Raw genomic sequence first — 21,444 nt, 5'->3', positions numbered from 1 at the left:
TTTCGAGAAGACAATGATTCGACCTTTCAACACTTCTGCACCAACCCTGCTGTTCGGCTGCCTGTTCAGCCCTTTGCTGCTGGCCGACGACACGCCACTGCAACTCGATCAGCAAATCGTTTCCGCGCCGTCAGTGGAATCCACCACCGTCGCCGACATGGCGAAGTACGGCAGCAAAATCGAGAGGGTTTCCCGCGAGCAAATCGAACGTGCCGGCCCCGGTGCCGATGTCAGCCGCGTCCTGCAGATGTTCATTCCCGGCCTGTACGTGGCGCCGAAAAACGGCCCGTTCGACTACGGCACCTATTCGTTGCTCGGCGGCCGTAACGACGACACGCTGATCCTGCTCGACGGTGTGCGCCTGAACAATCGTCTGTACGGCGGCCTGTACCTGGACACCCTGCCGGCCAACGCCATCGAACGCATCGAAGTGCTCAAGGGCGGGCAAAGCCTGCTGTTCGGCACCCAGGCGGTCTCGGGGGTGATAAACATCGTCACCCGCAGCCCGCAATCGCGCAAAGCCGCCGGCGAAGTGAATCTGGGCGTGGACAGCTTTGGCGGCACGACCGAAGACGTCCGGGTCGAAAACATCTTCAGCAACGGTTTCGGCGAACTGGGTTTGCTCGCCTATGCCAGCCACAACGTCTCCGACGGTTACCAGCCGTACCGCAACCGCGACATGAAGAACGTCAGCGAGAAAAACCGTGCCTACGAAGTCACCACCTTCGGCGGCAAGGCGATTCAATCGTTCGCCGATGACGCGCGGCTGGAACTGTTCTATCAGTACGCCGACGCCAACCTCGATTTCGCCCGCCCGCTGAACAACCACAACACCACCAACGACCGTGTGCAGCAGATCGCCACGGCGACCTTTGAACAGACCGTCAACGAGCGCGTGAGCTACTTCGTCAAAGGCCACATCAACGACTGGGACACCCGCTACACCCGCGTCAACAACGTGGATGGCGGCGGTACCAAGGTCATCAACCACAACGACTACTGGGGCTTCACCGATTGGGGCGTACAGGCCGAAGGCAAGGCGCAATTGCCCGGCGGCCATGTGCTGGTGTTCGGCACCGACAACCAGTGGTTCAAGGGTCAGGACGATGTGCTGGTGATCGACAACGACAAGGCCGAAGCCCACGCGATCTACACGCAGTTGCGCCCGCAGATCGCCGCCCTGCCCGACTGGCACCCGAGCCTCGGCATTCGCCACGAAGCCATGAGCGGCGGCGATGGCGCCACGGTCGGCATGCTCACCTCGCTGTACGACCTCAACGATAACTGGGCCGTGCGCGGTCAGTACGGCAGCGCCTACAAACTGCCGAATGCCGAGCAGTTGTTCGTCAACGAGCCGGGCGACGAGATCGGCAACCGCAACCTCAAGCCGGAGAAAAGCCGCAACGTCGAACTCGGTGTCGACTACCAGGGCTTTCTGCTCGAGCGCGAATTCAGCGCCAGCGTCAGCCTGTTCAAACGCAAGATCGACGACCTGATTACCCTCGACGGCATGCAGTGGGTCAACGGTGAGGGGCTGATCCGCATGCGCGGTTTCGAGGCCGACGCGAAACTGGCGCTCACCCAGCGATGGAGCCTGCAAGCGGACCTGACGCGCAATCTCACCGAGTCGCGCAGCGGCGTGAGCATCAACGACATCCCGGGGTTCTTCGCCCGCTCAAGGGTGGGTTATGAGTCGGAAAATCGTATGTGGGGGGCCGGGGGGGCGATCCGCTACATACGCGATATCAAGAGTTCGAAGCAGGTGCAGTACGGCAACTATTCGGTGGTCGATGCCGATGCTTATCGCTACCTCGACCACGCCCATCAGCACCGTGTAAGCCTGCTGATGGAAAACCTGTTCGACCGCGATTACGTCACCAGCCGTTCGAACAATGTCGATAATCTCGGCCGGCCGTTCACCTCTGAAATTCGCTACACGTACCGCTTCTGATGAGTGAAATCACCAAGGTCGACGGCGTCGATACTCATCCGGACTGGTCGCAAGTGCCCGATCACGCGCGCCATGTGTTCCTCTGCACCGGCCCGCGCTGTACTCAGCGCGGCGCCTTGCAGTTATGGAAAAGCCTGCGCCGGCATCTGCTGGCGCACGATCGCATCGAGACACCGGGCGGCGTGTTACTGACCCGCACTCATTGCCAGTTTCCGTGCAATCTCGGGCCGATCGTGACGGTGTATCCGGAACGCTGCTGGTACGGCGTGCACAACCGGCAGGAGGTGCAGCGCCTGGTCGAGGAGCATCTGCTGGGCGGTGAAGTGGTCGAGGATTTGCTGATCCGGGGGCGCGCATGAAGCTCTTGTGGTGTGCACTGGGCGCCCTGTTCTGCTCATCGGCGGCTATGGCTGACAACGTGCGCAACTGCGGCGAGCACTGGCAGGTTTCCGCTTCGCCGCCCGCACGCATCGTCGCGCTGAATCAGCACGCAGCCGACCTCGTGCTGGCGCTTGATGCCGGATCATCGCTGGTGGGCGTCGCGTATCTGGACGACACCGATGCCGGCCAGCGCCCAACCGCGTATTTCGGCGTGCCAGTGATCGCACGTCAGTATCCATCCAGCGAAGTGTTGTACGCGCAACAGCCGGATCTGGTGATCGGTGGATTCGCCACAGCCTTCGGTGACGGCGTCACTTCACGCTCGGCGCTGGCGCGCAACGGCATCGGTTCCTACCTGCTGGAATCGGCGTGCAACGGGCATTCGCTGGATTACTTCGGGCATGTGCGCAATGACCTGCTGAACCTCGGCGCGTTGCTGCACAAACAACCGGAAGCCAAGGCACTGCTGGCCGCGATGGAGGCCGACCTCGCCAATGCCCGAGCCTTGGCCGGCACGCAGAAACCGCTGTCAGTGTTTTACCTGGACAGCGAAGTCAAAGGCCTCGACAGCGAAGGACGGCGCGGTTTTGTCAGCACGTTGCTGGACGCTGCGGGCGCGAAAAACCTGTTCGCCGAGATCAATCAATACCGGGTCACCGTGAGCCGCGAAACCCTGCTGGTCAGCGACCCGGACGTGATTCTGCTGGCCGATGCCGACTGGTCGCCCGCCAGCCGCAAGCGCTACCTGTTGACCCACGACCCGGTGCTGTCGCAACTGCGTGCGGTGCGCGAAAACCGCCTGATCGTTATCCCCTTCACCCAGCTGTTGCCCACCGTAGCCAGCGGTCGCGTGGCACTCGAACTGGCCCGACAACTCAACACCCTGCAAAAAAATAAATGAACCCGCCACCGCACCGGTCACCTAACCCTAAGACCATCAGGAGGTAGCCAATGCAAATCGAAACCGTGTGGATCGTACTGGCGGCAGTTCTTCTGCTCATCGAACTTTGGGCCATCAACCGGGTGCGCAAAAGCGAGGGAAAATCCAGCAACAAAGGCGTGTGGATCGTGCTGATCGTGTTTGTGCCGTTGTTCGGCCTGATTGCCTGGGCGCTGGCGGGGCCGAAACAAATCACTCAGCGGTCGGCATCTTAGTCTTCTGCTGATCAGTTGCCGGGCAAGGACAAACTCGAAAAACCCGGCGTGCAAATGCAAGCCATGAAGGCCAGTAGCAGGAAGGACGTGGCAGCGCAAGGCCTTGCGAATGAAGGGAAGCCCGACATCAGTCGGGCTTTTTTGTGGTCGCCAGGCACGCCTTCGTCGAGATGTAGTACCGTATGCCGGTCAACAACAGGGAGGTTGATATGGCTGACAGGACAGGCAAGCGCGTGGTGGTGGTCGGCGCGGGTATTGTGGGCGCGTCGCTGGCGTATCACCTTGCGCGCAAGGGGGCACAGGTGACGCTGGTCGAGGCCGCAGAACTCGCCTCGGGGGTCACGGGGCACTCGTTCGCCTGGATCAATACGGCCCATGCCGGGAACGATCCGATCGCCCGATTGCGTGGCGCGGCCATCGAAGACTATCGCCGGCTGGAAGCGGAGCTGCCTGAATTGCAGATACGCTGGTCAGGGGCATTGTCCTGGGGTACCGGCGCCGAGGACGAGCTCTCTTCGCCGACATGGCTGTCACGCGCCGAGATCCTCGAACGCGAGCCGAACCTGCGCCACCCTCCACGCCAAGCATCGTATAACGCCGAAGAAGGCGCCCTCGATGCGGTACAGACCACCCGCGCATTGGTTGTCGGGGCACAGGCCCACGGCGCAACAGTGTTCACGCAGACACGCGTAAGCGGCTTCACCTTCAGCGGCGCAGACGTTACGGGCATTGAGACGACGGCGGGGCCCTTGGCTGCTGACGTAATCGTTCTGGCAGCCGGAACGGGCACCGTGCAGCTGGCAGAGATGCTCGACGTTTCACTGCCGATAGACGCCTCCCCGGCCATTTTCATCCGCTTCAAGACTCAACCGGATCGGTTGAACGGCATCATCTCCAGCCCCGAGATGGAAGTGCGGCAAGATGCAGACGGGGCGTTGTTGGCAGCGGAAGACTACTTGGGAAATGCCCCGCACAATCAACCGGACGAGATCGCGCGGCGAACCGCACAAGTCATTCAACACGAACTGCACGGGGTAACCTCCATTGAACTGCAAAGCGCATGCGTCGGCTTGCGGCCCGTACCTGTCGACGGCGTCCCCGTCGTAGGCTATCTACCGACGGTGGGCGGAGTGTATGTTTGCGCAATGCATCCCGGTGTGACCCTGGCGGCGATCGTCGGGCGCCTCGCCAGTGAAGAGATTGTCAGCGGCATTGCCTCAGTCGACCTTGGCAACTGCCGCCCCGGCCGATTCTGATGGGCGCGGCAGTCCAATTGTCCAGGCATTCATTTCAGCTTTAAGCATTCGCAACTCGAAACGGAAGTCATCAGCACTACACGTCCCCCACACAAGGAGCGTTCAACCATCATGGAAGCAACCATCACCTACCGCACCGCCACGGCTGACGATGCCCTGGCGATGTGCGAACTGGGCCAACTGCTCAACGCCGTGCACCACGCCGCTCGCCCGGACATTTACGCGGCTGCGACCGAAGATTTCTCTCGCGACTTGCCGCACTGGTCCGGCGTTTTCGAGAAGCCGGGCCAGGTCGTGTGGCTCGCCAGCGCGGGCGACCAGGCCGTGGCGTTCATTACCGCCAGCCTGTCGGCCAGCGTCGGGCCGTTAATGCAGCCGCAGAATGTCGTGCGCATCGGCTCCGTGTGTGTCGCCGAACGGTTCTGGGGTAAAGGCATTGGCCGCGCACTGATCCAGCGCATCAAGGACTGGGCCCTTGCGCACGATGCGCAGGACTTGCGCCTGACGGTCTGGCCGTTCAATGAACGGGCGGCGCGGATGTACGCGGAGTTTGGTTTCGAGCGCCGTGCAGTGGAAATGGGTATGCGCTTGTCATGACACGTCAACAGCGAATCGTCTCGATTGTCCTCGGCCTGCTGGTCTTCTACGCAGCACTATGGACAGCCTCCGAGTGGTGGGAAAAAGCGCTGGCCAAGCCCTACGGCAACGCTAGCATCAGCCCCGACGGTTGCTTTCAGGTCCAGACGTTTCGGCCGTTCTGGGTGTTGCCGGGTTTTCTTCATCCACAGACGCCGCCGGACGATACGATGGAGCGCAGCTGGTTTGTCTCCTGGGAAAGCCCGGCGTTTTTTCGCCTGTATGACCTTCGTAATGGCCGCGTACTGGGTGAGAGCGAGATCTATGATCTGGTGGCGTATGGCGGGCCCCTTGATTGGGCTTATGGCAACGACCACACGGTAAGTGCCGCCATGATCCACATTGGTACCACCCCGGACGATTGCACAGCATCGAGGACGCCATGACCGACCGCCGCCGTGTTCAGAGCAAAAGATCGCCGCCTGCACAGGCATCCCTGTTTAATGGCTACGCCCTGCTCCGCCACGCCATACCCGCCGAATGGCTGGATGAGTTGCGCCGTGTGTTCGATGCAGGTGTCCTGCCGTCCGATCAGTGGCCGGTGCCCCGCGGTCAGGACTGGCGTCACTCGCTGCTCGATAATGACCCGACGGTGCGCGCGGTGTGCCGTTTGCCACAGGTGCTGGAAGTGGTAGGCGAACTGATCGGCGAGCGCTTCTTCCTTGCGCAGGTGGAGGGTCGTGAACCCCTTCCGGGTGGCGGTCATCAACCCTTGCACCGCGACCTGTCGGCGCAACGACCCGGCGACAGCGTGGTTGCCCTGGCGTTTTTCGACGATTACGGCCCACAGAACGGGGCTACGCGCATCGTCCCCGCCAGCCATCGCCCCCTGCCTGGAGAACCGCCACTCGACGCTCACGATGAGTCGAAAGCCGTGCAGCTTTCCGGCAGCGCCGGCGATATTCTGCTGTTCGACGTGGACCTGCTGCATGCTGGCAGCCGCAACATGGCGGGCTTGCGCCGACGTTCCATCCTGATCAATTACTTTGCCGAACCGCTGTACGCCGCGCATCTGCAAACAGTGGGCCTGCGCAATGTGCGGATGGATCCTTTCGAGTGGTTTGATTCTGCAAGCCACTGCATTGTCGGGGGTGATTGACACACGATTGGATTCGGTGAGGATTCGACATTGCCTGAACCCGCCGTATACGTCAGGATCCCACCCTTTTTCAGCGCAAGGGCAAACGTGGCACGTCTACGCCCTTCGCTAGTCGATATTCAAACTTACAGGCCGGGTAGCCCCATGAATCGTCAAAAGAAACTTCAGCAGTTGTTCAAGGAAAAGGCCAAAAAGGCCAGCTCCAAACTGGCGCCGAAAAAGCCCAAGTACATCAGCAAGGCCGATCGCTTGAAGATGGCCGCCGAGGCGCCGGTAGAACCGGTTGAAACTACCGAGAGCTGATCCCGGCCAGTTTTATAGAAATGGCGAAATGTTCGCCAGCGCCCGCGTGATGTAGAGCTCCTGCTCCCCCACCGGCACCACGTACCGCAACGCATCGCACGCGGCGTCCACACCGGCAAGGCACGCGATAAACCAGGCTGCCAGATACTGCGAAGCCAGACATCCGCCGGCGGTGGCGACATTGCCGTTGGCCACGAACGGTTGATTGAGCACCGCGCCCCCGGCCTCCTCCAGCGACACCTGCGCCTCGACGGTCAGTCCGTTCATTGACCGCACCTTGTCCGTGGGGCTGGCAATCGACACGCGCCAGCCGGGCACCCGATTGAGGATGCCGAAGGCGATGAGCGAATCGAGTTCGTTGAACCCTTCAAAGGTCAGGATGGCGACGTGCATGATGAGCCTCGGTGCGGATGGTCGAGGCTCATCGTAGGACTGGCAAATCAATACAATCAAAGAATTGTCATGGGTACATTAAATCGCTGACATTACGATCCCTGTCGGGTCTGCCGCAGGGGTATCTTCATAAGCGCCCGCCCCTCATTAGCCCCCGGAGTAGATCAACCAGGCGATGAAAGCCACAACAGGGGCGAACAGCACCAGGCCACCGACGGCGACGGCCCAGCCCCAGGCAAAACCGCTTTCGCCCTTGAAGCGGCCGCCACTGAGCAAGCGCAGCACGCAAACACCGACCCGATGAGCCAGCTCGTTGATCAAGAAGTCAGCGATGAAGTCCATAACACTAACGCTCCAGTGACTTCGCCATGATGAAAAGCGACCGCCTTGCCTGTCGTTGCTTGATCGTAGTTGGATTTGCGTGTGCTGGTGTCGGCGCAAGAAAAAAGCTGGGGGCCACTGATCTTCAAGGACCTGGTCAAGTTCGACTGACAAGTCCTGATCGCAGATTTTGTAAGGCGTTCACTGGATCGAACACAACCCGCTCAGCGCGTTTTACACGCCAGCCACGCGCCCCAGAAAAGGCTGCTGAAGAACCGCGTCGCCTCACCAAATCCGGCCTCGTGCAACAACGCCTGAACCGCCGCCTCGGAATGCGGCGGATCGGCGCCCTGCAAAATCTTCCCGAGTTTCGCCCTCACCTCCTCGGCACTCGCGCCCTGCTGCCGCCAACGCTGCCCCCAGGCTTGCAGCAATAACGGCTGGCTGGCATAGGCGTAGTGATTGCCCGCCACAATCAGCGGCGCACCCGGTTTCAGCCGGGCCTGAACCGAGCGCAGGATCTGTCGCTTGGCGTCATCGCCATTCAAGTGGTGCAGCACACCGATCAATGTGGCCGCGTCGAACGATGCCTGCGCCGGCAAGTCCTCGACATGCCCGAGATGCACGTCTGTCCTGCCGAGCAAATCATTGGCCTGCAACTGCTGCGTCGCAGCCTCCAACATCGGTGCCGAAGGATCGACCGCAGTGAAACGCCAGTCCGGCTCAAGCGCGGCCATTGCGATGATTTCCTGCGCCGTACCGCCCGCGCCAACCACCAACACCTTGGCGCCACGCAACGGCCCCAAAGTGGCCGCCAACATGCACGCAGCCAGATCGTGACAGGCATCGTAACCGGCCAGGGCGATGCGACTTTGTCTGGCGTATTCGTTGGCGCGGGAAGTGTCGAATTTGTCTGCGGATCGGGTCGGGGTCGAGGGCATGGCGATTCTCCTTGTCTTGGGAGCACGCTACCCCGGGGGCAGAGATAAGGAAAATGGCGTAATTTTATAGGCTACATTCCTGTAGGGAATGAGAATCTGGCGTGGGATACGCATCGTTAAGCGCCAAGGACATCCATTACTCTGATTCATACGAGATTAAGCAACAGTATTTGTCCAGCCCGCCGATATTTCCTCGCCGCTCCTACCCTTAGCATCGTCTCCAACCCGCGAACAAACACGGTTTTCAACGAGACGGTGAACATTATGAACTTTAAGAAAATTGCACCGGATTTACTGTTGGGCAGTTTCGGTGCGCACGCTTATGCCGATAAATCGGACGCGGCGAATCTCCCGGTCGAGACCTACAGCTCTTCGACAAAATTGGATATCGAACACGTTACCTTTATCACCGAACTGGCCAACGAATGTGCCCCTGTACCGGTGCAAATGACCTACGAAGATTCCCATGGCGAGCTCCACGTTCTGCAATATCAAGTCATGGGCACCGGCTGTCCCAGTTGAGTCTGAGTTGGTAATTCGTTATCTGAAGAGTACCGACCAAACGCTCCGTTAACTGAAGCCCGTTATGCGTGAATTTTGGTGTCGGTTTCCAAGCAGAATGCTTGTGGTGGTATAAACTTTTTACCGTATCTCATGACTTTTCACAGCCCTCCCCCCCTTGACGGGCTTTTTTATACCTGCATTTCTAAGGTTGTGGGCGGCGTTAATCTCTTTCGCGGCGTCTGAGTGCCGTAGCCAACTGGCTACCGCCGAAGATGATCCAAGCAGGTGCAGCGTGAAATCGCGCCCATCGCCTCGCAGTCCGAGTGACCGCAGATCACGATGTCCTATACGCCGAACACTGCGACCGCATATTCGACGCTGGCCGAGACGCCGCCCGGTTCAGGGCCTTACGCCGGCACAATGTTGCCGGCGTTGCGAATCACGAACAGTTCGCCGGGTTCGCGCTGCGTCAGGAGTTCGGGCACAACACGGCTGTCCGAGCAGGTGATGAACATCCCGGCAAACAACGATCCTCGCAATCAATTTGGGCGATCTGCCAGGTATCACGCGTTTGAAATTCGGTTTGCTTGAACCCCTCGATATCACCAGTGGTCAAGCCAGATGGTCGATCAATCGGCAGCGCAGGCTGACACTCCCTCGTTCAATTCGCCGCCCAGTCGGCTCGATACTGCAGCAGAAAGTCGACGAATGCCCTGACCCGCTGAGGAACGTAGCGTCCATGGGGGTACAGAAGGGTGTAGGGCCTGGAGCGTCCGTTGTAGGGCTGGAGCACCTCGACGAGGCTTCCATCGGCCAATTCGCGCTCGACAATGAATTTGTAAGTCTGGAACAGACCAGCACTGTGTTTGGCCAGGGTAACGCCGCCCAGCACATCATCCGAACAGCAATATCTACCCTCAGTGAAGATCTCACGGTGTTTCCCCTCGACGTCGAACAGCCATGAGATGCTTCGACCGCTGCTGGGCAGTTCAAATTGAATGCACTCGTGAGCGACAAGGTCATCCAGCGTCGTTGGGGTGCCGGCTTTGGTCAGGTATTCAGGTGTCGCGACCACGACCAGTTGTGCGTCTTCGAGCAAGCGGGCAATCAGCGTCGAGTCAGGTTGAGCCCGGACCCGAATCGCCAGATCATAGCCCTCCGCTACAAAGTCGATATTTCGGTTACCCAAGTGGATATCCACGCTGACGTCTGGATAAAGCGCTCGAAACTTCGGCAGAAGCGGCAAGATCCGGTGATGCCCGTAGGTGGTCGGAAGACTGATACGCAGCCGCCCTGAAGGTGTCGATTGAGCGCCCATGACTTCTTGCTGCGCTTCCACCAGTTGAGTCAGGGCTTGTCGGCATTGTTCGTAGAACACTCGCCCCGGCTCAGTCATCCGGATGCTGCGCGTGGTTCTCACGAACAGGCGTGATCCCAAACGCTCCTCAAGTCGCAAAATCGAGCGGCTTACTGCCGCAGGCGTCACACCTGCTACTTGCGCTGCTGCAGTAAAACTGCCCGTTTCCGAGGCGAGGCAAAATAGCTCGATGCTTCCTAGCTGCAGGTCATCAAAATGGCGCTTCATATTAATCACACTGAGTATTGGGCAAAGTCGCGAAAGCTTACCGATGTCGATCATGCAGTGGCGAGCAGTTGATTTCAGGGAGCTGTTCCACCGGCATCGTTTTATGAAGCAGAGGTGGATGCTAGTGAATCAGCCTCCGAACAGTGGAATGCCCGAGTCATGGTCTGCAAGGGTTGGCAACGACTCAATTCATTACACTGTGTCATAAATGAAGTGACCAGACCCGCATTTATTCATCCAAGGCAACCTTCTAGAGTTCATTCCACTTGCCGCCTCATCATATGGATGGGGAGCGAACTGGAGACTCTCCCATGCCTTTCATCAGCGTTCGTATTACCCGTGACGGTGTTACCAAAGAACAGAAAGCTCAGGTCATCGCCGAGATCACCAAAACCATGGAGACGGTGCTCAACAAGGATCCGCACCTGACGCATATCGTGATCGAGGAAGTGGATACCGATAACTGGGGCTACGCTGGAATAACCACAACCGAGTACCGCAAGTCGCTGGTGGAGCCCAAGTAATGAGGCTCATCAGAGTCGACTTTGTGTCGGATGTCGTGTGCCCCTGGTGTGCGCTTGGCGCCACGGCCTTGCAACAGGCCATTGCCAATCTGACCGGCGAAGTTGTCGTCGTGTTGACGTTCAAACCCTTCGAACTCAACCCGGGCATGCCCGCCGAGGGTGAACACGCAGTCAGGCACATGATGCGCAAGTATGGCCGCAGCGCCGAGCAAATTGCCTCGCGCAATGACTCAGTGATCGCCCGTGGCAAAGCCATCGGTTTTGAGTTTGACCTGGCAAAACGCAGCCATTTCTACAACACCTTCGATGCTCACAGGCTGCTGTTCTGGGCGGCGCAAGACGGTCAACAGCTCGCGCTGAAGAACATCCTGCTCAAGGCGTATTTCACCGACGGCCAGAACCCCAGTGCCCCCGAAACCCTGGTGCGCCTGGCCGGTGAAGCGGGACTTTGCGCCGCTCGCGCCCGGCAGATACTGGACACCGACGAGTTCGCCACGGAAATCCGTGAGCTAGAAGATTTTTACCTTCAACGCGGTATCAACTCGGTCCCGGCCATGGTGCTGAACGGTGGTCATCTGGTGTCCGGATCGCAGTCAGTCGAGGAATACGAACAGATCCTCAGACAAATGGCGCGAGAGTCGGCGCCAGCCTGATGGCCCTACTTATCCATTGAAACAACTTTCATAAACTATCGAGGAATTATCATGAGCCATTCAAAAAAAGTCGTTGTGGTTACTGGCGCATCCCAAGGTCTGGGCGCAGGAATCGTCGAAGGTTTTCGTAAACTCGGCTATCAAGTGGTTGCGACTTCTCGCTCCATCAAACCGTCATCGGACCCGGACATCCTGACCGTCGCAGGTGACATTGCCGATCCGGCTACTGCCGAGAAAATCATCCGCGAAGGCGTAGCGCGTTTCGGCCGCATTGACACTCTGGTGAACAACGCCGGGATCTTCCTGGCCAAACCTTTCACGGCCTATACCCGTGAAGAGTATGTAAACACCGTGGCCACCAACATGGGCAGCTTCTTCCATATGTCGCAACAGGCGATTGCCCAGATGGAGAAACAAGGTGAGGGTGGGCATGTGGTCAGCATCACCACTACGCTGGTCGATCACGCTATCGAGGGCGTGCCATCGGTGCTCGCATCGCTTACCAAAGGCGGCATGAACGCCGCGACCAAATCCCTGGCGATCGAGTACGCCAAGCGCGGTATTCGCGTTAACGCTGTATCGCCAGGCATCATCAAGACCCCGATGCATGGAGAGGAAAGCCACGCCGCTCTAGGCAGCCTGCATCCGGTCGGCCACATGGGCGAAGTGCAAGACATCGTCGCAGCGGTGCTGTACTTGGACAGCGCCAACTTCGTCACTGGCGAAATCCTGCACGTCGATGGAGGCCAAAGCGCCGGTCATTGAAGCAAACCGCCAGTTTCTGTGCGGCAATTTTCAGCCTATGTTCAATCGGCTCCCACACCTGGCCACGGTGTGGGGGCTTTTTTCGCGGTGTCTAAACTAAGCCCCCCGGATCTGTCTACCATTGCCTGACTCTCTGGTCGATGCATTCGAACCACTTCTTCGAACAGGGAACGCCCGTGCATGACTGATGCTTAAGAGGGCCTGGCCACCGTTGTGGTGATTGCCCATTATCTGCGGCAGGTGCTAATCAAAAAGGTTTCAGCATGAGCAGGAAGGCACTTGCGAGTGACTGCTTTCGGCCAAAAGCGGTCATCGCGAGTCTACAAAAGCTGGGGCTGTTTACAGCGATTCCGGATTACTCAGTGTGATGCGACTTCGCAAAACGCTTCATTGGCAAGGTCGAACGATCGACACAGCTCTAAACCAAGACTTGAATGATGCTAGCAGCATCAATTAGCCATTACATAAGAGCGTGATTTGCCTGATACTGCGCGCCACAACTCGGCCTTAATCAGGGACCCACTCTCATGGACGATTTTTTGCAAACCATAGCTCTTCTGCGCGCGAGGTATCAGCGCCCGGCAGACTTCAACCTCTTCTCCGTACTCCGCAGCGCGAGTGACGAGGTTCGGCTTCACTCGCGCTTCCTCGCCTTCTTGCTCGACCCAAAGGCAACCCACAATCAGGGAACAGCTCTACTGAATCTCCTGTTGAAGCGACTGGGCATCCAGAACTTCGATTCAGAGAATGCGATTGTCGAGGTCGAGTACCAGAACATCGACATCTTGGTCCGCAACCAATCCAAGCAGGCAGTGATCATCGAGAACAAGATCTACGCCGGCGATCAGGACGAGCAGCTCTGGCGCTACCACCAGCGAATGCGGGCGGAAGGCTACGGCGAGATTTGGACCACGTATCTCACCCTGGATGGTTCCGAGCCCAGTGAACAGAGTCGCAAGTCTCTGCCTGTATTTCTTCTCAGCTACGAAGCTGAGATCATCGCTTGGTTGAAGGACTGTATTCCACTGGTTGCCCGCGAGCCCGGCGTGCGGGAAAGCGTTTTTCAGTACATCGAACTACTCCAAAAGCTGACATCCAGTGACCAGGGTGAGATCTACATGAGCAAGCTAAAAGAACAGATCCTGCTGGGCGAGAATCTCTTCGTGATCGCCGACATCAACCATGCATTCAAGTCCGTACTGGCCGATCTACAGTTCGATATTTGGGAGCGCATGACGGCTTGCCAAGCGAGCCAATATCCGCAACTCGGCAAGCCCGAAATTTCGGCCACGAAGGAGGCGGTTTCCGCCTATTACAAGAAGGCCAAAAACAGCAAATACATTGGCCTCACTTTCCCCTTTCCGTTTATGAATGGTGGCGTATACATCGAACTCAACCACCGCCTCTACGTTGGCTACTACTGTGACGGTGAACAGTTCCCGGAAGACCGGGAGCGCCTTTTGGCGCTGAGTCGAGAGATCGCACCCAACACTCGCAATTCGGGCAACCTGTTCTGGAAGTTCTCTAAGTTCAATGTGAACCTACATGCCCCTTCCAATGAGGACCTGGCCCTCCTCCGAGATCCGGAGACGAGGGAGTCGATTGCCGTCAGCCTGATAGATGGCGCTCACGAACTGTGGCAGCGCGCTTACCAGCGGTTCGCCTGACCGCATTTGGCCGATTTCTGCCACTGATCAGAGGCAGCTATGGGTCGGTTTCAACCTGTCGTGGAAGGCACGAAATCGTCCAATTGCAGACCTCGAGTCAACAGCTAAACTCCTTGAAGTGGCTAAAAGCCACGTCACCTTTCCTCCTCACTTCATGTCATTTAGCAAAAACTGGACAAGGAGAAAATATGGAACGACTCTGGAAGGCTGCATTTACTGTTGGCGGTGTAGCAGCAATTGGCGCATTTGTCTTTTGGAGCTTGTACAAGGAGTGGCTTTCTCTTCCTATATTTTCTCAAATTACCGCAGAACAGACGTTCGTAGTGATGCTGGTTTTCTTGGGACTAACGTTCCTTTCACTACTTGCTGCCTTTGCATTGCACATCATAGGTGGAAGAAGTCCTGATGATGCGTTCCCTCTATATGAAAAATTTAGAGAAGGACTTTCTTCTCCAGAAGAAAATATCGCCCAGATTGAGAGAGTTGCAAACTCTTCTGATCCGAAAAAGGAAAAGTATCTTCGAGAGGCAGCAAGTCTTCCCAGCATTTCATTTATAGAAGTAGATGCTATCAATCAGGCGCTTGAGGATATCTCAAAGAAAAAAATAGTTTCAAACCTAAAGGAGCGTATGCGCCAGAAGGAAATTGCTAGAATTAAGGAGATGCTTCCAATTTCAGACGACCCTATGTTTAAACCCATCATGATTTCAAGCAAGTATTGGCGTTACGTGAATCGTAAAAATCACCCGCAATACAAAAAAATGAACAATTTTATCGGTATAGTTTTGGTGAAAGGTTTCAACGAGGAAGCTATTGCTCTTTCAAGGGAACTAGAAAATGAGTTTCGAAGCGTTAGCTGATAGTGTCGCGCCCAACAGGACACTTCAACGGACAAGCTAAAGCGTCGCCCTAGCACCTTGAACTGTTCGGATGGAAAAATGGAAAATGGCTGTCGTTTGCCTATGTCCGCTGTTGGCCGGTAGCTGGCGCCTGCGAACGCCTGGTTCCGGTCAAAAGCGGCCCGTTAAGCTGAGACAAACCCACATACTTAATCAAACCTCAGCCCAGTTAAGTGTCACAGCTGGTTGGCGGAAAAAATCAATCGAAGGCCTATATTCCATGCTTGAGTAATTCAACCCGTTGGAAAAAAACGGCTATAGCCAAAGCGCTCGATCACCAGGACGACTGTGACAGCTAAGGCCTTCGGGTCTCTGATGGTTTTTTTCCGATCAGAAGCCCTGCGTAGCCCATGGCCCTATGAATGCATTTGTCGGATACTTCCATTGCGCCAGCATCCACCTTTCAAGGCTGAAATACTCATGGCAAGGAAGAAAGCAAAAAACTCCAGCGGCACCGGCATCTTGATTATCTTTGCACTGGTTTTTGGTGCGTTCGCTTCGATCCCGAAGAATGCATGGATCGCTATTGGCGTGGTTGCTTGCATCGGCGGGGTCATGTGGTTGTTAGCCACACGCACGAAACGGCAGCTTGCGCAGTTGCAAAAATCTGCCTCAACGACAACACCTCTGCATGAGTCACGCGACAAGAACGTGACCTTCTCGATGCAAGACGTTTCGTCGAGCAATACGTCTGAAGAAACCTCCGACTTTTATACCGTCCAACTCGGCTCCCCTTCTTCCGCCTCCTTCAAAATCCCAGATGTGAGTAAGCAGAAATCAGATACCCGCTGGGTGCCTGCGGGCGAGTCAGTTACCGTGGCTGGCTTTTCACTTCCAGGTGGAATGCTCTATGTAGGAAGCGCGCTGGGTCGATACGACGCGCAAGAGCCATCACTGCTCAATCCCAAACTACGGATAGCCAAGTCGTACGTTGATATCGAAGAGCGGCTGATGTCCTACTGGCCGAGTTTTCATTCCATATCGCCTGAGGCTCGGCGCGGTTACCTGCAGTGGCTAGAAGGCGGACGGCGTGATCCGCTGGCAGACACTGGCTACGTTTTTCTGTTTTTCTATGGCCTTGAGCGTCGTGCTCTCGTTGATGCAGTAAGCGATCCGCAGGTGAAGGCCGAGATTCCCCTGATCGTCAAAGAAGTCCAACGATTGCTCAGTATTTATGGAGAGAGTCGATCGTTCAGAGGGTACGCAGAGGGCTTTCTGGACTACCTGAGCAATCAAACGCTCGACCCCAGCCTTTACCTTGGCCCACCTCCCGATGCAGTTGCTTACAGCTATGAAATGCCGCTTCCACTGCGTATTGGTTTGGGGCAACACGCCGCAAACAAACGACCACTTGATGCCACCTGGGCATTGGCATGGGCGTTAGCTGACCCCAATATCAGCAAGCGCACTCCGGTAACCCGGTGCAAGAATGTCTTCGCGGCGCTGTTCAAGCTTAAGTACGCCAGTACACATCCTGCGGGTCTAATCCTCGCCCAAAACAAGACCAAGCTTAAAGCCAGCTATCGACCTGCCTCGGCAGTTCTAATGGCCCCCTCGCTTAACGTGGGTGATCTTCCTGATGTCATGGCAACGTCGGGAACGCGCAAAAGTCTGCAGTCGTTGGTGGAGCTGTGCACCAGCGAGCTAGAACCCTACAGCCGTTATCTAGGCCGAAACCCTGAAAGCGCAGAAGCCCTTGAAGGCCTGCTGCAACTTCCAGTCACCCTATGGCCAGCTACAGCCCGTACGGAGTTGGATGAGCTTCAAAGCAGAATCGGTGACGATCTAATTGTCATGAGCTTTGGAGAACTCGCCGGTCGATTCAAGAGCGCTGGTGCGTTATCTCGTGACAAGGTTCTGGCCCTTGCTCGTGCATTGGAATCACTTCATATCGGTATGGAGCCTGATGTTCTCGCTGGTAGTAGGACTCCAAAAGCTGAAGATCGTATCGCGCTGTTCGTGACCCAACCTGAGGACGGATCACTTCGAGCGTCGGCGGCCTACAATGCGGCCTCTGTCACACTCGATCTGGCCAGCTCAGTCGCCTCTGCTGACGGCGATACATCCAATGAAGAAGTCTCACTACTTGCTCAGCACATCGACTCCTGGAGCCACCTGAGCGTTGCCCATCGCAAACGTCTCAAGGCGCACCTGCAGATTCAAATCCAGCAACCACCAACGCTGGCAAGCTTGAAGAAAAAGCTCGATCCATTAACTGTCGAAGCTAAGCGCACGATTGCCAGTTTCCTGGCTCACTTGGCTCAAGCCGATGGGATCGTCAGCCCTGCTGAAGTGAAACTTCTTGAGCGTGTTTACAAGGCGCTGCAACTGGATAGTCAACTGCTCTACAGCGATCTTCACGGCGCCGCAGCCGGGGCGAGTATTACTCCCGTCAAACCTGCAACAAGCTCCACTCCAACCGAACCCGGCACACAATCAGCCGCCGTTGCAACACAGGGCTTCGTGCTCGATCACGAGCGCATTGCTGAGCTGCAACGTGAAACGGCTGAAGTCTCTGCCCTCCTCGCCCAGGTATTCACTGATGACCAGGTTGAGGAGCCGGAACAGGCCGTTGAAACTGTGGAGTCGGCGACCGAAACCACTGCTGACGTTGCCGGCCTCGATCTGGAACATTCTGCATTCTTGCGCTTGTTGATTTCCCGTGCCGAATGGAGCCGATCCGAACTTGAAGCCGCTGCCAGCGATATGGAGCTGATGCTCGATGGCGCCCTGGAGCAAATCAATGACATGGCTTTTGAGCGTTTCGACATGCCCGTCACCGAAGGTGATGATCCCATCGAGATCAATACAGACATTCTGGAAGAACTAGCCCTATGAGCACTATCAGAGCCAAGGATCGCGACGCGGTCATCCAATCGTTGCGTGCAGGCGTTGTTCCTCGCGTCGGTCAACACTTGATTCAGGTTGGCCGGGTGGGAGAGCTGGATGCGCTGATCAAGGACGTCAATCGCCTGGTCGAAAGCGGTTCGGCATTTCGAGTGGTGATTGGTGAGTACGGTGCAGGCAAGACGTTCTTTTTGAACTTGGTTCGAGCCATCGCCATGGAGCGCAAACTCGTCACCATGCACGCTGACTTAAACCCGGATCGCAGGTTGCACGCCACCGGCGGTCAAGCACGCTCGCTTTACTCCGAGCTGGCCAAGAACATGTCGACGCGCACCAAGCCCGACGGTGGTGCGATGCAAGGCATTGTTGAGAAGTTTATCTCGCAGGCCAAAACGGAAGCCAAGGCGGCAGGCACGGACAGTGAGACTGTCATTCGAGCACACCTGGCTGAGTTGACCGAGATGGTCAACGGCTACGATTTCGCTGAAGTAATCGCCGCGTATTGCCGAGGTTTCGAGGAAGGCAACGAACAACTCAAGGCTGATGCCATTCGCTGGTTGCGTGGCGAGTTCACCACCAAGACCGATGCCCGCGCAGCCTTGGGTGTGCGAACCATCATTGATGATGCCTCCGTATACGATCAGCTCAAGCTGCTGTCGAGATTCGTCAGACTCGCAGGTTTTGGCGGTCTGATGATCTGCCTCGACGAGCTAGTCAACCTCTACAAGCTGGCCAACACGCAGGCACGCAATGCCAACTACGAGCAGATCCTGCGCATCCTCAATGATTCGCTGCAGGGATCCTCTGAGGGTCTCGGATTCGTCTTGGGCGGTACCCCAGAGTTCTTGATGGACACTCGTCGAGGTCTGTTTAGCTACCCTGCCCTGCAATCGCGCTTGGCAGAGAACTCGTTTGCCAAGTCAGGGCTGGTGGATCTGTCGGGCCCGGTGATTCGTCTGACCAGCCTCACCCCCGAAGACTTCTATGTACTGCTGCAGAAGCTTCGCAATGTTTACGCGGGCGGCGATGTCGAAAAATATCTACTGCCTGACGAAGCGCTCCCCCTGTTTATGGCGCACTGTAATCAGCGCTTGGGTGAAGCCTACTTCCGCACGCCGCGCACCACGATCACTGCATTTATCAATCTGCTAGCCATCTTGGAGCAGAACCCGGGAGCTGACTGGAAAACGCTGCTGGGAGGTGTCGAGGTAGCCAAAGACCTGGGCGGAGAAGAAGACACGAAAGTCGACACGGACGATGAACTTGCCACCTTCACACTCTGAGTCATCGGGATTCGACCAGCTGGAACCTCGTATTCAGCGATGGATTTGGGCTGAAGGCTGGACGTCCTTGCGTGACGCCCAGGAAAGGGCTGTACCGGTACTGGTGGATGCCGATCAGGATGTCATCATTGCCGCCGCAACGGCGGCGGGGAAAACCGAGGCCGCGTTCCTCCCCATCCTGACCCATTTACTCAACCACAATGACCCTCCCGGCTCTGTGCTGTACATCAGTCCACTTAAAGCCTTGATCAATGATCAATGGGACAGACTAGGTCGCCTCTGTGAGCAGCTCGAAATTCCCGTGGTGGCTTGGCATGGCGACATTTCATCAAGTAAAAAGCATCGCTTCCTGAAGTCGCCTGAAGGGGTGCTTCTGATCACGCCTGAATCCCTGGAGGCTCTGTTCGTCAACCGAGGCTCCACTCTTGCCGGAGTGTTCCAGAACCTGCGTTATATCGTCGTGGACGAGTTGCATGCATTCATTGGAAGTGAGCGAGGCAAACAGCTTCAATCCCTGATGCACCGAGTAGAGCTCGTTGCCAGGCGCCCTCTCCCCAGGGTCGGGCTTTCAGCCACGCTCGGCAATATGAGTTTAGCTAAGGAGTTTCTTCGTTCTGCAGACGCAGGAGGAGTAACCGTCATCAAGTCCGAAAACTCAGGCCAGACACTCCAGGTACAGGTTCGCGGTTACATCCAGCCCCCCATGAGTGAGCTTAAAAAGCTTCTCATCCAATCTGCTGACGAACAAAGCGAAGAAGACGAAACGGAAAACAAGGCAAGTCCCGACTTTGCGATCGCTGACCATCTCTACAAGGTATTGCGTGGTAGCAACAATCTGATTTTCCCAAACAGCCGGCAGCAAGTTGAATGGTACGCAGATCAGTTGCGCCGGCGTTGTGAGAAAGATGGTGTGCCCAATGAGTTCTGGCCCCACCACGGCAGCCTTTCGAAAGACTTGCGCGAGCAAGCTGAGCACGCCCTCAAGGCAGGCGACCAAGCAGCATCAGCCATCTGTACAACGACGCTGGAGCTCGGTATAGATATCGGTAGCATCAAGACAGTGGTGCAGATTGGCGCCCCACCTTCGGTGGCCAGCTTGCGACAGAGACTGGGTCGCTCGGGTAGACGACCGGGGGAAAACGCGATCTTGCGCGTTTACTGCAAGGAGTCGCCACTGAAGGATATCTCCAGCCTTTCGGATCAGTTACGCCAAGGCTTGGTTCAGACCATTGCCGTGGTTCGTTTGTTGCTCGGTGGATGGTTCGAACCTCCCCGGACTCAGGGTATTCATGCGTCCACACTCGTTCAGCAATGTCTCTCTGTAATTGCTCAGTGTGGTGGTGCAACTGCGGCTGATCTTTGGAAACACTTGGTCGCTGAAGCGGCATTCCAGAACGTAGAGAAATCCGACTTTCTCAAGCTGCTCAAGTCGCTGGGAGAACATGAACTCATCGTCCAAGACAGCTCGGGCTTGTTGCTACCTGGGACAGTCGGTGAGCGCCTGATCAACCACTATGAGTTCTATAGCGCCTTCATCAGCGATGAGGAGTTCCGCCTGGTGTGCGACGGTAAAGCCCTAGGATCTGTACCCGTCAGCAGGCCTTTGACAAAGGATCAGCGCATCATTTTCGGTGGCCGACGGTGGCAAGTTCGTGATGTTGATCTTCAGGCAAAGGTCATCATCGTAGCCCCGGCACGCGGGGGCGCCCCTCCCCTATTCGACGGCCTGGGCGCCATGGTGCATGACAACGTGCGCAAGGAAATGCGAGCCGTCCTCGCAGACCCTAATCCCTGCCCATTCATAGACCGCGATGCCCAAGCGTTACTCGACGAAGCCAAAAAGACATTCAACGCGTTAGGCCTCGGTGAACGCTACCTCATTGAGTCTGGTGGCAAATGCTATCTGATCAGTTGGCTGGGTGATTACGCCAACGATGCGCTTCGCCTATTACTCAATCATGTGGGGCTCTCGTGTGATAACGCGGGCTTAGCGATTGAGATTGACGCCGATATCCAACGGACATTGGCGGCACTCAAGGACGTTGGTGAACTGGATGCAAATGATCTGGATTTGATACTCGCAGACGTAGAAAACATGCTGCGCGAGAAATGGGATTGGGCATTGCCCGAATCATTGCTGATGAAGTCGTTTGCGTCGATTTCATTGGATATCTCAACCGCGATCGATTTTGCGCAAACGCACGCCGCAACCTGAATAAATCCCAATGAAATGATGCCCAAGGCCCTGATTTGAGATTGAAGCAATAGGGTCACGACGAGA

Annotated in this window: 22 protein-coding genes and 1 pseudogene; 18 read left to right on the top strand and 5 right to left on the bottom strand. The window is 56.7% G+C overall.

All coding sequences use genetic code 11. The annotated features are described in order from the left end of the window. The first annotated feature begins 13 nt into the window (after positions 1-13). The 9 genes from K5Y35_RS20160 (at position 14) to K5Y35_RS20120 (ending at position 6,781) form a co-directional block, all read left to right on the top strand. Entirely contained in the window at positions 14-1,951 is a 1,938-nt protein-coding gene (locus K5Y35_RS20160; RefSeq protein WP_222832731.1) for a TonB-dependent receptor plug domain-containing protein, read from the top strand. Next, complete coding sequence (locus tag K5Y35_RS20155; protein ID WP_222832730.1) at positions 1,951-2,310, top strand: (2Fe-2S) ferredoxin domain-containing protein; 360 nt, start codon at positions 1,951-1,953, stop codon at positions 2,308-2,310. Before K5Y35_RS20160 ends, K5Y35_RS20155 begins: the two co-directional genes overlap by 1 nt. Beyond that, entirely contained in the window at positions 2,307-3,233 is a 927-nt protein-coding gene (locus tag K5Y35_RS20150) for an ABC transporter substrate-binding protein (protein ID WP_222832729.1), read from the top strand. Before K5Y35_RS20155 ends, K5Y35_RS20150 begins: the two co-directional genes overlap by 4 nt. 50 nt (positions 3,234-3,283) lie before the next feature. Next, the gene (locus tag K5Y35_RS20145; RefSeq protein ID WP_123464179.1) at positions 3,284-3,487 is read left to right on the top strand and encodes a PLD nuclease N-terminal domain-containing protein; all 204 of its coding nucleotides are present in this window, start codon (positions 3,284-3,286) and stop codon (positions 3,485-3,487) included. 209 nt (positions 3,488-3,696) lie between these two features. After that, positions 3,697-4,743, top strand: a complete 1,047-nt coding sequence (locus tag K5Y35_RS20140) for an NAD(P)/FAD-dependent oxidoreductase (protein ID WP_222832728.1) — start codon at positions 3,697-3,699, stop codon at positions 4,741-4,743. A 111-nt stretch (positions 4,744-4,854) separates the two neighbouring features. Further along, a complete protein-coding gene (locus K5Y35_RS20135) occupies positions 4,855-5,340 on the top strand; it encodes a GNAT family N-acetyltransferase (RefSeq protein WP_186748176.1) in 486 nt (161 codons plus the stop codon). Next, positions 5,337-5,765 carry a hypothetical protein gene (locus K5Y35_RS20130; RefSeq protein ID WP_222832727.1) on the top strand — a complete coding sequence of 143 codons (429 nt, stop codon included), beginning with the start codon at positions 5,337-5,339 and terminating at the stop codon, positions 5,763-5,765. The genes K5Y35_RS20135 and K5Y35_RS20130 overlap by 4 nt, the downstream gene beginning before the upstream one ends. After that, the gene (locus K5Y35_RS20125; protein ID WP_222832726.1) at positions 5,762-6,478 is read left to right on the top strand and encodes a phytanoyl-CoA dioxygenase family protein; all 717 of its coding nucleotides are present in this window, start codon (positions 5,762-5,764) and stop codon (positions 6,476-6,478) included. Before K5Y35_RS20130 ends, K5Y35_RS20125 begins: the two co-directional genes overlap by 4 nt. Before the next feature lie 144 nt (positions 6,479-6,622). Further along, positions 6,623-6,781 (top strand): DUF2986 domain-containing protein, encoded by a 159-nt coding sequence (locus K5Y35_RS20120; RefSeq protein WP_222832725.1) that lies wholly within the window; start codon positions 6,623-6,625, stop codon positions 6,779-6,781. Positions 6,782-6,793: 12 nt separating this feature from the next. Here K5Y35_RS20120 and K5Y35_RS20115 read toward each other — a convergent pair whose 3' ends face one another. From K5Y35_RS20115 to K5Y35_RS20105, 3 genes are all read right to left on the bottom strand, one after another. Beyond that, positions 6,794-7,174: a hypothetical protein gene (locus tag K5Y35_RS20115; protein WP_222832724.1), complete on the bottom strand. Its 381-nt coding sequence runs from the start codon at positions 7,172-7,174 to the stop codon at positions 6,794-6,796. A 147-nt stretch (positions 7,175-7,321) separates the two neighbouring features. Further along, positions 7,322-7,516: a hypothetical protein gene (locus tag K5Y35_RS20110; protein ID WP_222832723.1), complete on the bottom strand. Its 195-nt coding sequence runs from the start codon at positions 7,514-7,516 to the stop codon at positions 7,322-7,324. A 203-nt stretch (positions 7,517-7,719) separates the two neighbouring features. Beyond that, positions 7,720-8,436 (bottom strand): SAM-dependent methyltransferase, encoded by a 717-nt coding sequence (locus K5Y35_RS20105; protein WP_222832722.1) that lies wholly within the window; start codon positions 8,434-8,436, stop codon positions 7,720-7,722. Positions 8,437-8,700: 264 nt separating this feature from the next. Here K5Y35_RS20105 and K5Y35_RS20100 point away from each other — a divergent pair, with 264 nt between their 5' ends. After that, the gene (locus K5Y35_RS20100; protein ID WP_222832721.1) at positions 8,701-8,958 is read left to right on the top strand and encodes a DUF2790 domain-containing protein; all 258 of its coding nucleotides are present in this window, start codon (positions 8,701-8,703) and stop codon (positions 8,956-8,958) included. A 192-nt stretch (positions 8,959-9,150) separates the two neighbouring features. Here K5Y35_RS20100 and K5Y35_RS20095 read toward each other — a convergent pair. Beyond that, a pseudogene (locus tag K5Y35_RS20095) lies at positions 9,151-9,455 on the bottom strand (carbonic anhydrase); the annotation flags it as partial. 146 nt (positions 9,456-9,601) lie between these two features. Beyond that, positions 9,602-10,525, bottom strand: a complete 924-nt coding sequence (locus K5Y35_RS20090) for a LysR family transcriptional regulator (protein WP_128614283.1) — start codon at positions 10,523-10,525, stop codon at positions 9,602-9,604. A gap of 311 nt (positions 10,526-10,836) precedes the next feature. Here K5Y35_RS20090 and K5Y35_RS20085 point away from each other — a divergent pair, with 311 nt between their 5' ends. The 8 genes from K5Y35_RS20085 (at position 10,837) to K5Y35_RS20050 (ending at position 21,378) form a co-directional block, all read left to right on the top strand. Further along, positions 10,837-11,049: a tautomerase family protein gene (locus tag K5Y35_RS20085; protein WP_123464161.1), complete on the top strand. Its 213-nt coding sequence runs from the start codon at positions 10,837-10,839 to the stop codon at positions 11,047-11,049. Next, on the top strand, positions 11,049-11,702 hold the full coding sequence (locus K5Y35_RS20080) for a DsbA family oxidoreductase (RefSeq protein WP_222832720.1): 654 nt from the start codon (positions 11,049-11,051) through the stop codon (positions 11,700-11,702). Before K5Y35_RS20085 ends, K5Y35_RS20080 begins: the two co-directional genes overlap by 1 nt. Before the next feature lie 51 nt (positions 11,703-11,753). Further along, positions 11,754-12,467 carry an SDR family NAD(P)-dependent oxidoreductase gene (locus K5Y35_RS20075; RefSeq protein WP_123464157.1) on the top strand — a complete coding sequence of 238 codons (714 nt, stop codon included), beginning with the start codon at positions 11,754-11,756 and terminating at the stop codon, positions 12,465-12,467. 527 nt (positions 12,468-12,994) lie between these two features. Then, complete coding sequence (locus K5Y35_RS20070; RefSeq protein ID WP_222832719.1) at positions 12,995-14,134, top strand: PD-(D/E)XK nuclease family protein; 1,140 nt, start codon at positions 12,995-12,997, stop codon at positions 14,132-14,134. 188 nt (positions 14,135-14,322) lie between these two features. After that, positions 14,323-14,994, top strand: coding sequence for a hypothetical protein (locus tag K5Y35_RS20065; protein ID WP_222832718.1), 672 nt, complete (start codon positions 14,323-14,325; stop codon positions 14,992-14,994). 459 nt (positions 14,995-15,453) lie between these two features. Next, complete coding sequence (locus tag K5Y35_RS20060; RefSeq protein ID WP_222834476.1) at positions 15,454-17,871, top strand: TerB N-terminal domain-containing protein; 2,418 nt, start codon at positions 15,454-15,456, stop codon at positions 17,869-17,871. After that, positions 17,868-19,163: an ATP-binding protein gene (locus K5Y35_RS20055; RefSeq protein ID WP_222832717.1), complete on the top strand. Its 1,296-nt coding sequence runs from the start codon at positions 17,868-17,870 to the stop codon at positions 19,161-19,163. The genes K5Y35_RS20060 and K5Y35_RS20055 overlap by 4 nt, the downstream gene beginning before the upstream one ends. After that, positions 19,138-21,378 (top strand): DEAD/DEAH box helicase, encoded by a 2,241-nt coding sequence (locus K5Y35_RS20050; RefSeq protein WP_222832716.1) that lies wholly within the window; start codon positions 19,138-19,140, stop codon positions 21,376-21,378. The genes K5Y35_RS20055 and K5Y35_RS20050 overlap by 26 nt, the downstream gene beginning before the upstream one ends. Positions 21,379-21,444: the final 66 nt, after the last annotated feature.

It is taken from the genome of Pseudomonas sp. SC3(2021) (assembly GCF_019856535.1).
Taxonomy (GTDB): Bacteria; Pseudomonadota; Gammaproteobacteria; order Pseudomonadales; family Pseudomonadaceae; genus Aquipseudomonas; species Aquipseudomonas monsensis.
This window is presented reverse-complemented; position numbering and strand designations above follow the sequence as displayed.

What these genes read in the sequence shown, in the direction of transcription:
- K5Y35_RS20160 (WP_222832731.1), top strand. Translation starts at nt 14, where the DNA reads ATGATTCGACCTTTCAACACTTCTGCACCAACCCTGCTGTTCGGCTGC.
- K5Y35_RS20155 (WP_222832730.1), top strand. Translation starts at nt 1,951, where the DNA reads ATGAGTGAAATCACCAAGGTCGACGGCGTCGATACTCATCCGGACTGG.
- K5Y35_RS20150 (WP_222832729.1), top strand. Translation starts at nt 2,307, where the DNA reads ATGAAGCTCTTGTGGTGTGCACTGGGCGCCCTGTTCTGCTCATCGGCG.
- K5Y35_RS20145 (WP_123464179.1), top strand. Translation starts at nt 3,284, where the DNA reads ATGCAAATCGAAACCGTGTGGATCGTACTGGCGGCAGTTCTTCTGCTC.
- K5Y35_RS20140 (WP_222832728.1), top strand. Translation starts at nt 3,697, where the DNA reads ATGGCTGACAGGACAGGCAAGCGCGTGGTGGTGGTCGGCGCGGGTATT.
- K5Y35_RS20135 (WP_186748176.1), top strand. Translation starts at nt 4,855, where the DNA reads ATGGAAGCAACCATCACCTACCGCACCGCCACGGCTGACGATGCCCTG.
- K5Y35_RS20130 (WP_222832727.1), top strand. Translation starts at nt 5,337, where the DNA reads ATGACACGTCAACAGCGAATCGTCTCGATTGTCCTCGGCCTGCTGGTC.
- K5Y35_RS20125 (WP_222832726.1), top strand. Translation starts at nt 5,762, where the DNA reads ATGACCGACCGCCGCCGTGTTCAGAGCAAAAGATCGCCGCCTGCACAG.
- K5Y35_RS20120 (WP_222832725.1), top strand. Translation starts at nt 6,623, where the DNA reads ATGAATCGTCAAAAGAAACTTCAGCAGTTGTTCAAGGAAAAGGCCAAA.
- K5Y35_RS20115 (WP_222832724.1), bottom strand. Translation starts at nt 7,174, where the DNA reads ATGCACGTCGCCATCCTGACCTTTGAAGGGTTCAACGAACTCGATTCG.
- K5Y35_RS20110 (WP_222832723.1), bottom strand. Translation starts at nt 7,516, where the DNA reads ATGGACTTCATCGCTGACTTCTTGATCAACGAGCTGGCTCATCGGGTC.
- K5Y35_RS20105 (WP_222832722.1), bottom strand. Translation starts at nt 8,436, where the DNA reads ATGCCCTCGACCCCGACCCGATCCGCAGACAAATTCGACACTTCCCGC.
- K5Y35_RS20100 (WP_222832721.1), top strand. Translation starts at nt 8,701, where the DNA reads ATGAACTTTAAGAAAATTGCACCGGATTTACTGTTGGGCAGTTTCGGT.
- K5Y35_RS20090 (WP_128614283.1), bottom strand. Translation starts at nt 10,525, where the DNA reads ATGAAGCGCCATTTTGATGACCTGCAGCTAGGAAGCATCGAGCTATTT.
- K5Y35_RS20085 (WP_123464161.1), top strand. Translation starts at nt 10,837, where the DNA reads ATGCCTTTCATCAGCGTTCGTATTACCCGTGACGGTGTTACCAAAGAA.
- K5Y35_RS20080 (WP_222832720.1), top strand. Translation starts at nt 11,049, where the DNA reads ATGAGGCTCATCAGAGTCGACTTTGTGTCGGATGTCGTGTGCCCCTGG.
- K5Y35_RS20075 (WP_123464157.1), top strand. Translation starts at nt 11,754, where the DNA reads ATGAGCCATTCAAAAAAAGTCGTTGTGGTTACTGGCGCATCCCAAGGT.
- K5Y35_RS20070 (WP_222832719.1), top strand. Translation starts at nt 12,995, where the DNA reads ATGGACGATTTTTTGCAAACCATAGCTCTTCTGCGCGCGAGGTATCAG.
- K5Y35_RS20065 (WP_222832718.1), top strand. Translation starts at nt 14,323, where the DNA reads ATGGAACGACTCTGGAAGGCTGCATTTACTGTTGGCGGTGTAGCAGCA.
- K5Y35_RS20060 (WP_222834476.1), top strand. Translation starts at nt 15,454, where the DNA reads ATGGCAAGGAAGAAAGCAAAAAACTCCAGCGGCACCGGCATCTTGATT.
- K5Y35_RS20055 (WP_222832717.1), top strand. Translation starts at nt 17,868, where the DNA reads ATGAGCACTATCAGAGCCAAGGATCGCGACGCGGTCATCCAATCGTTG.
- K5Y35_RS20050 (WP_222832716.1), top strand. Translation starts at nt 19,138, where the DNA reads ATGAACTTGCCACCTTCACACTCTGAGTCATCGGGATTCGACCAGCTG.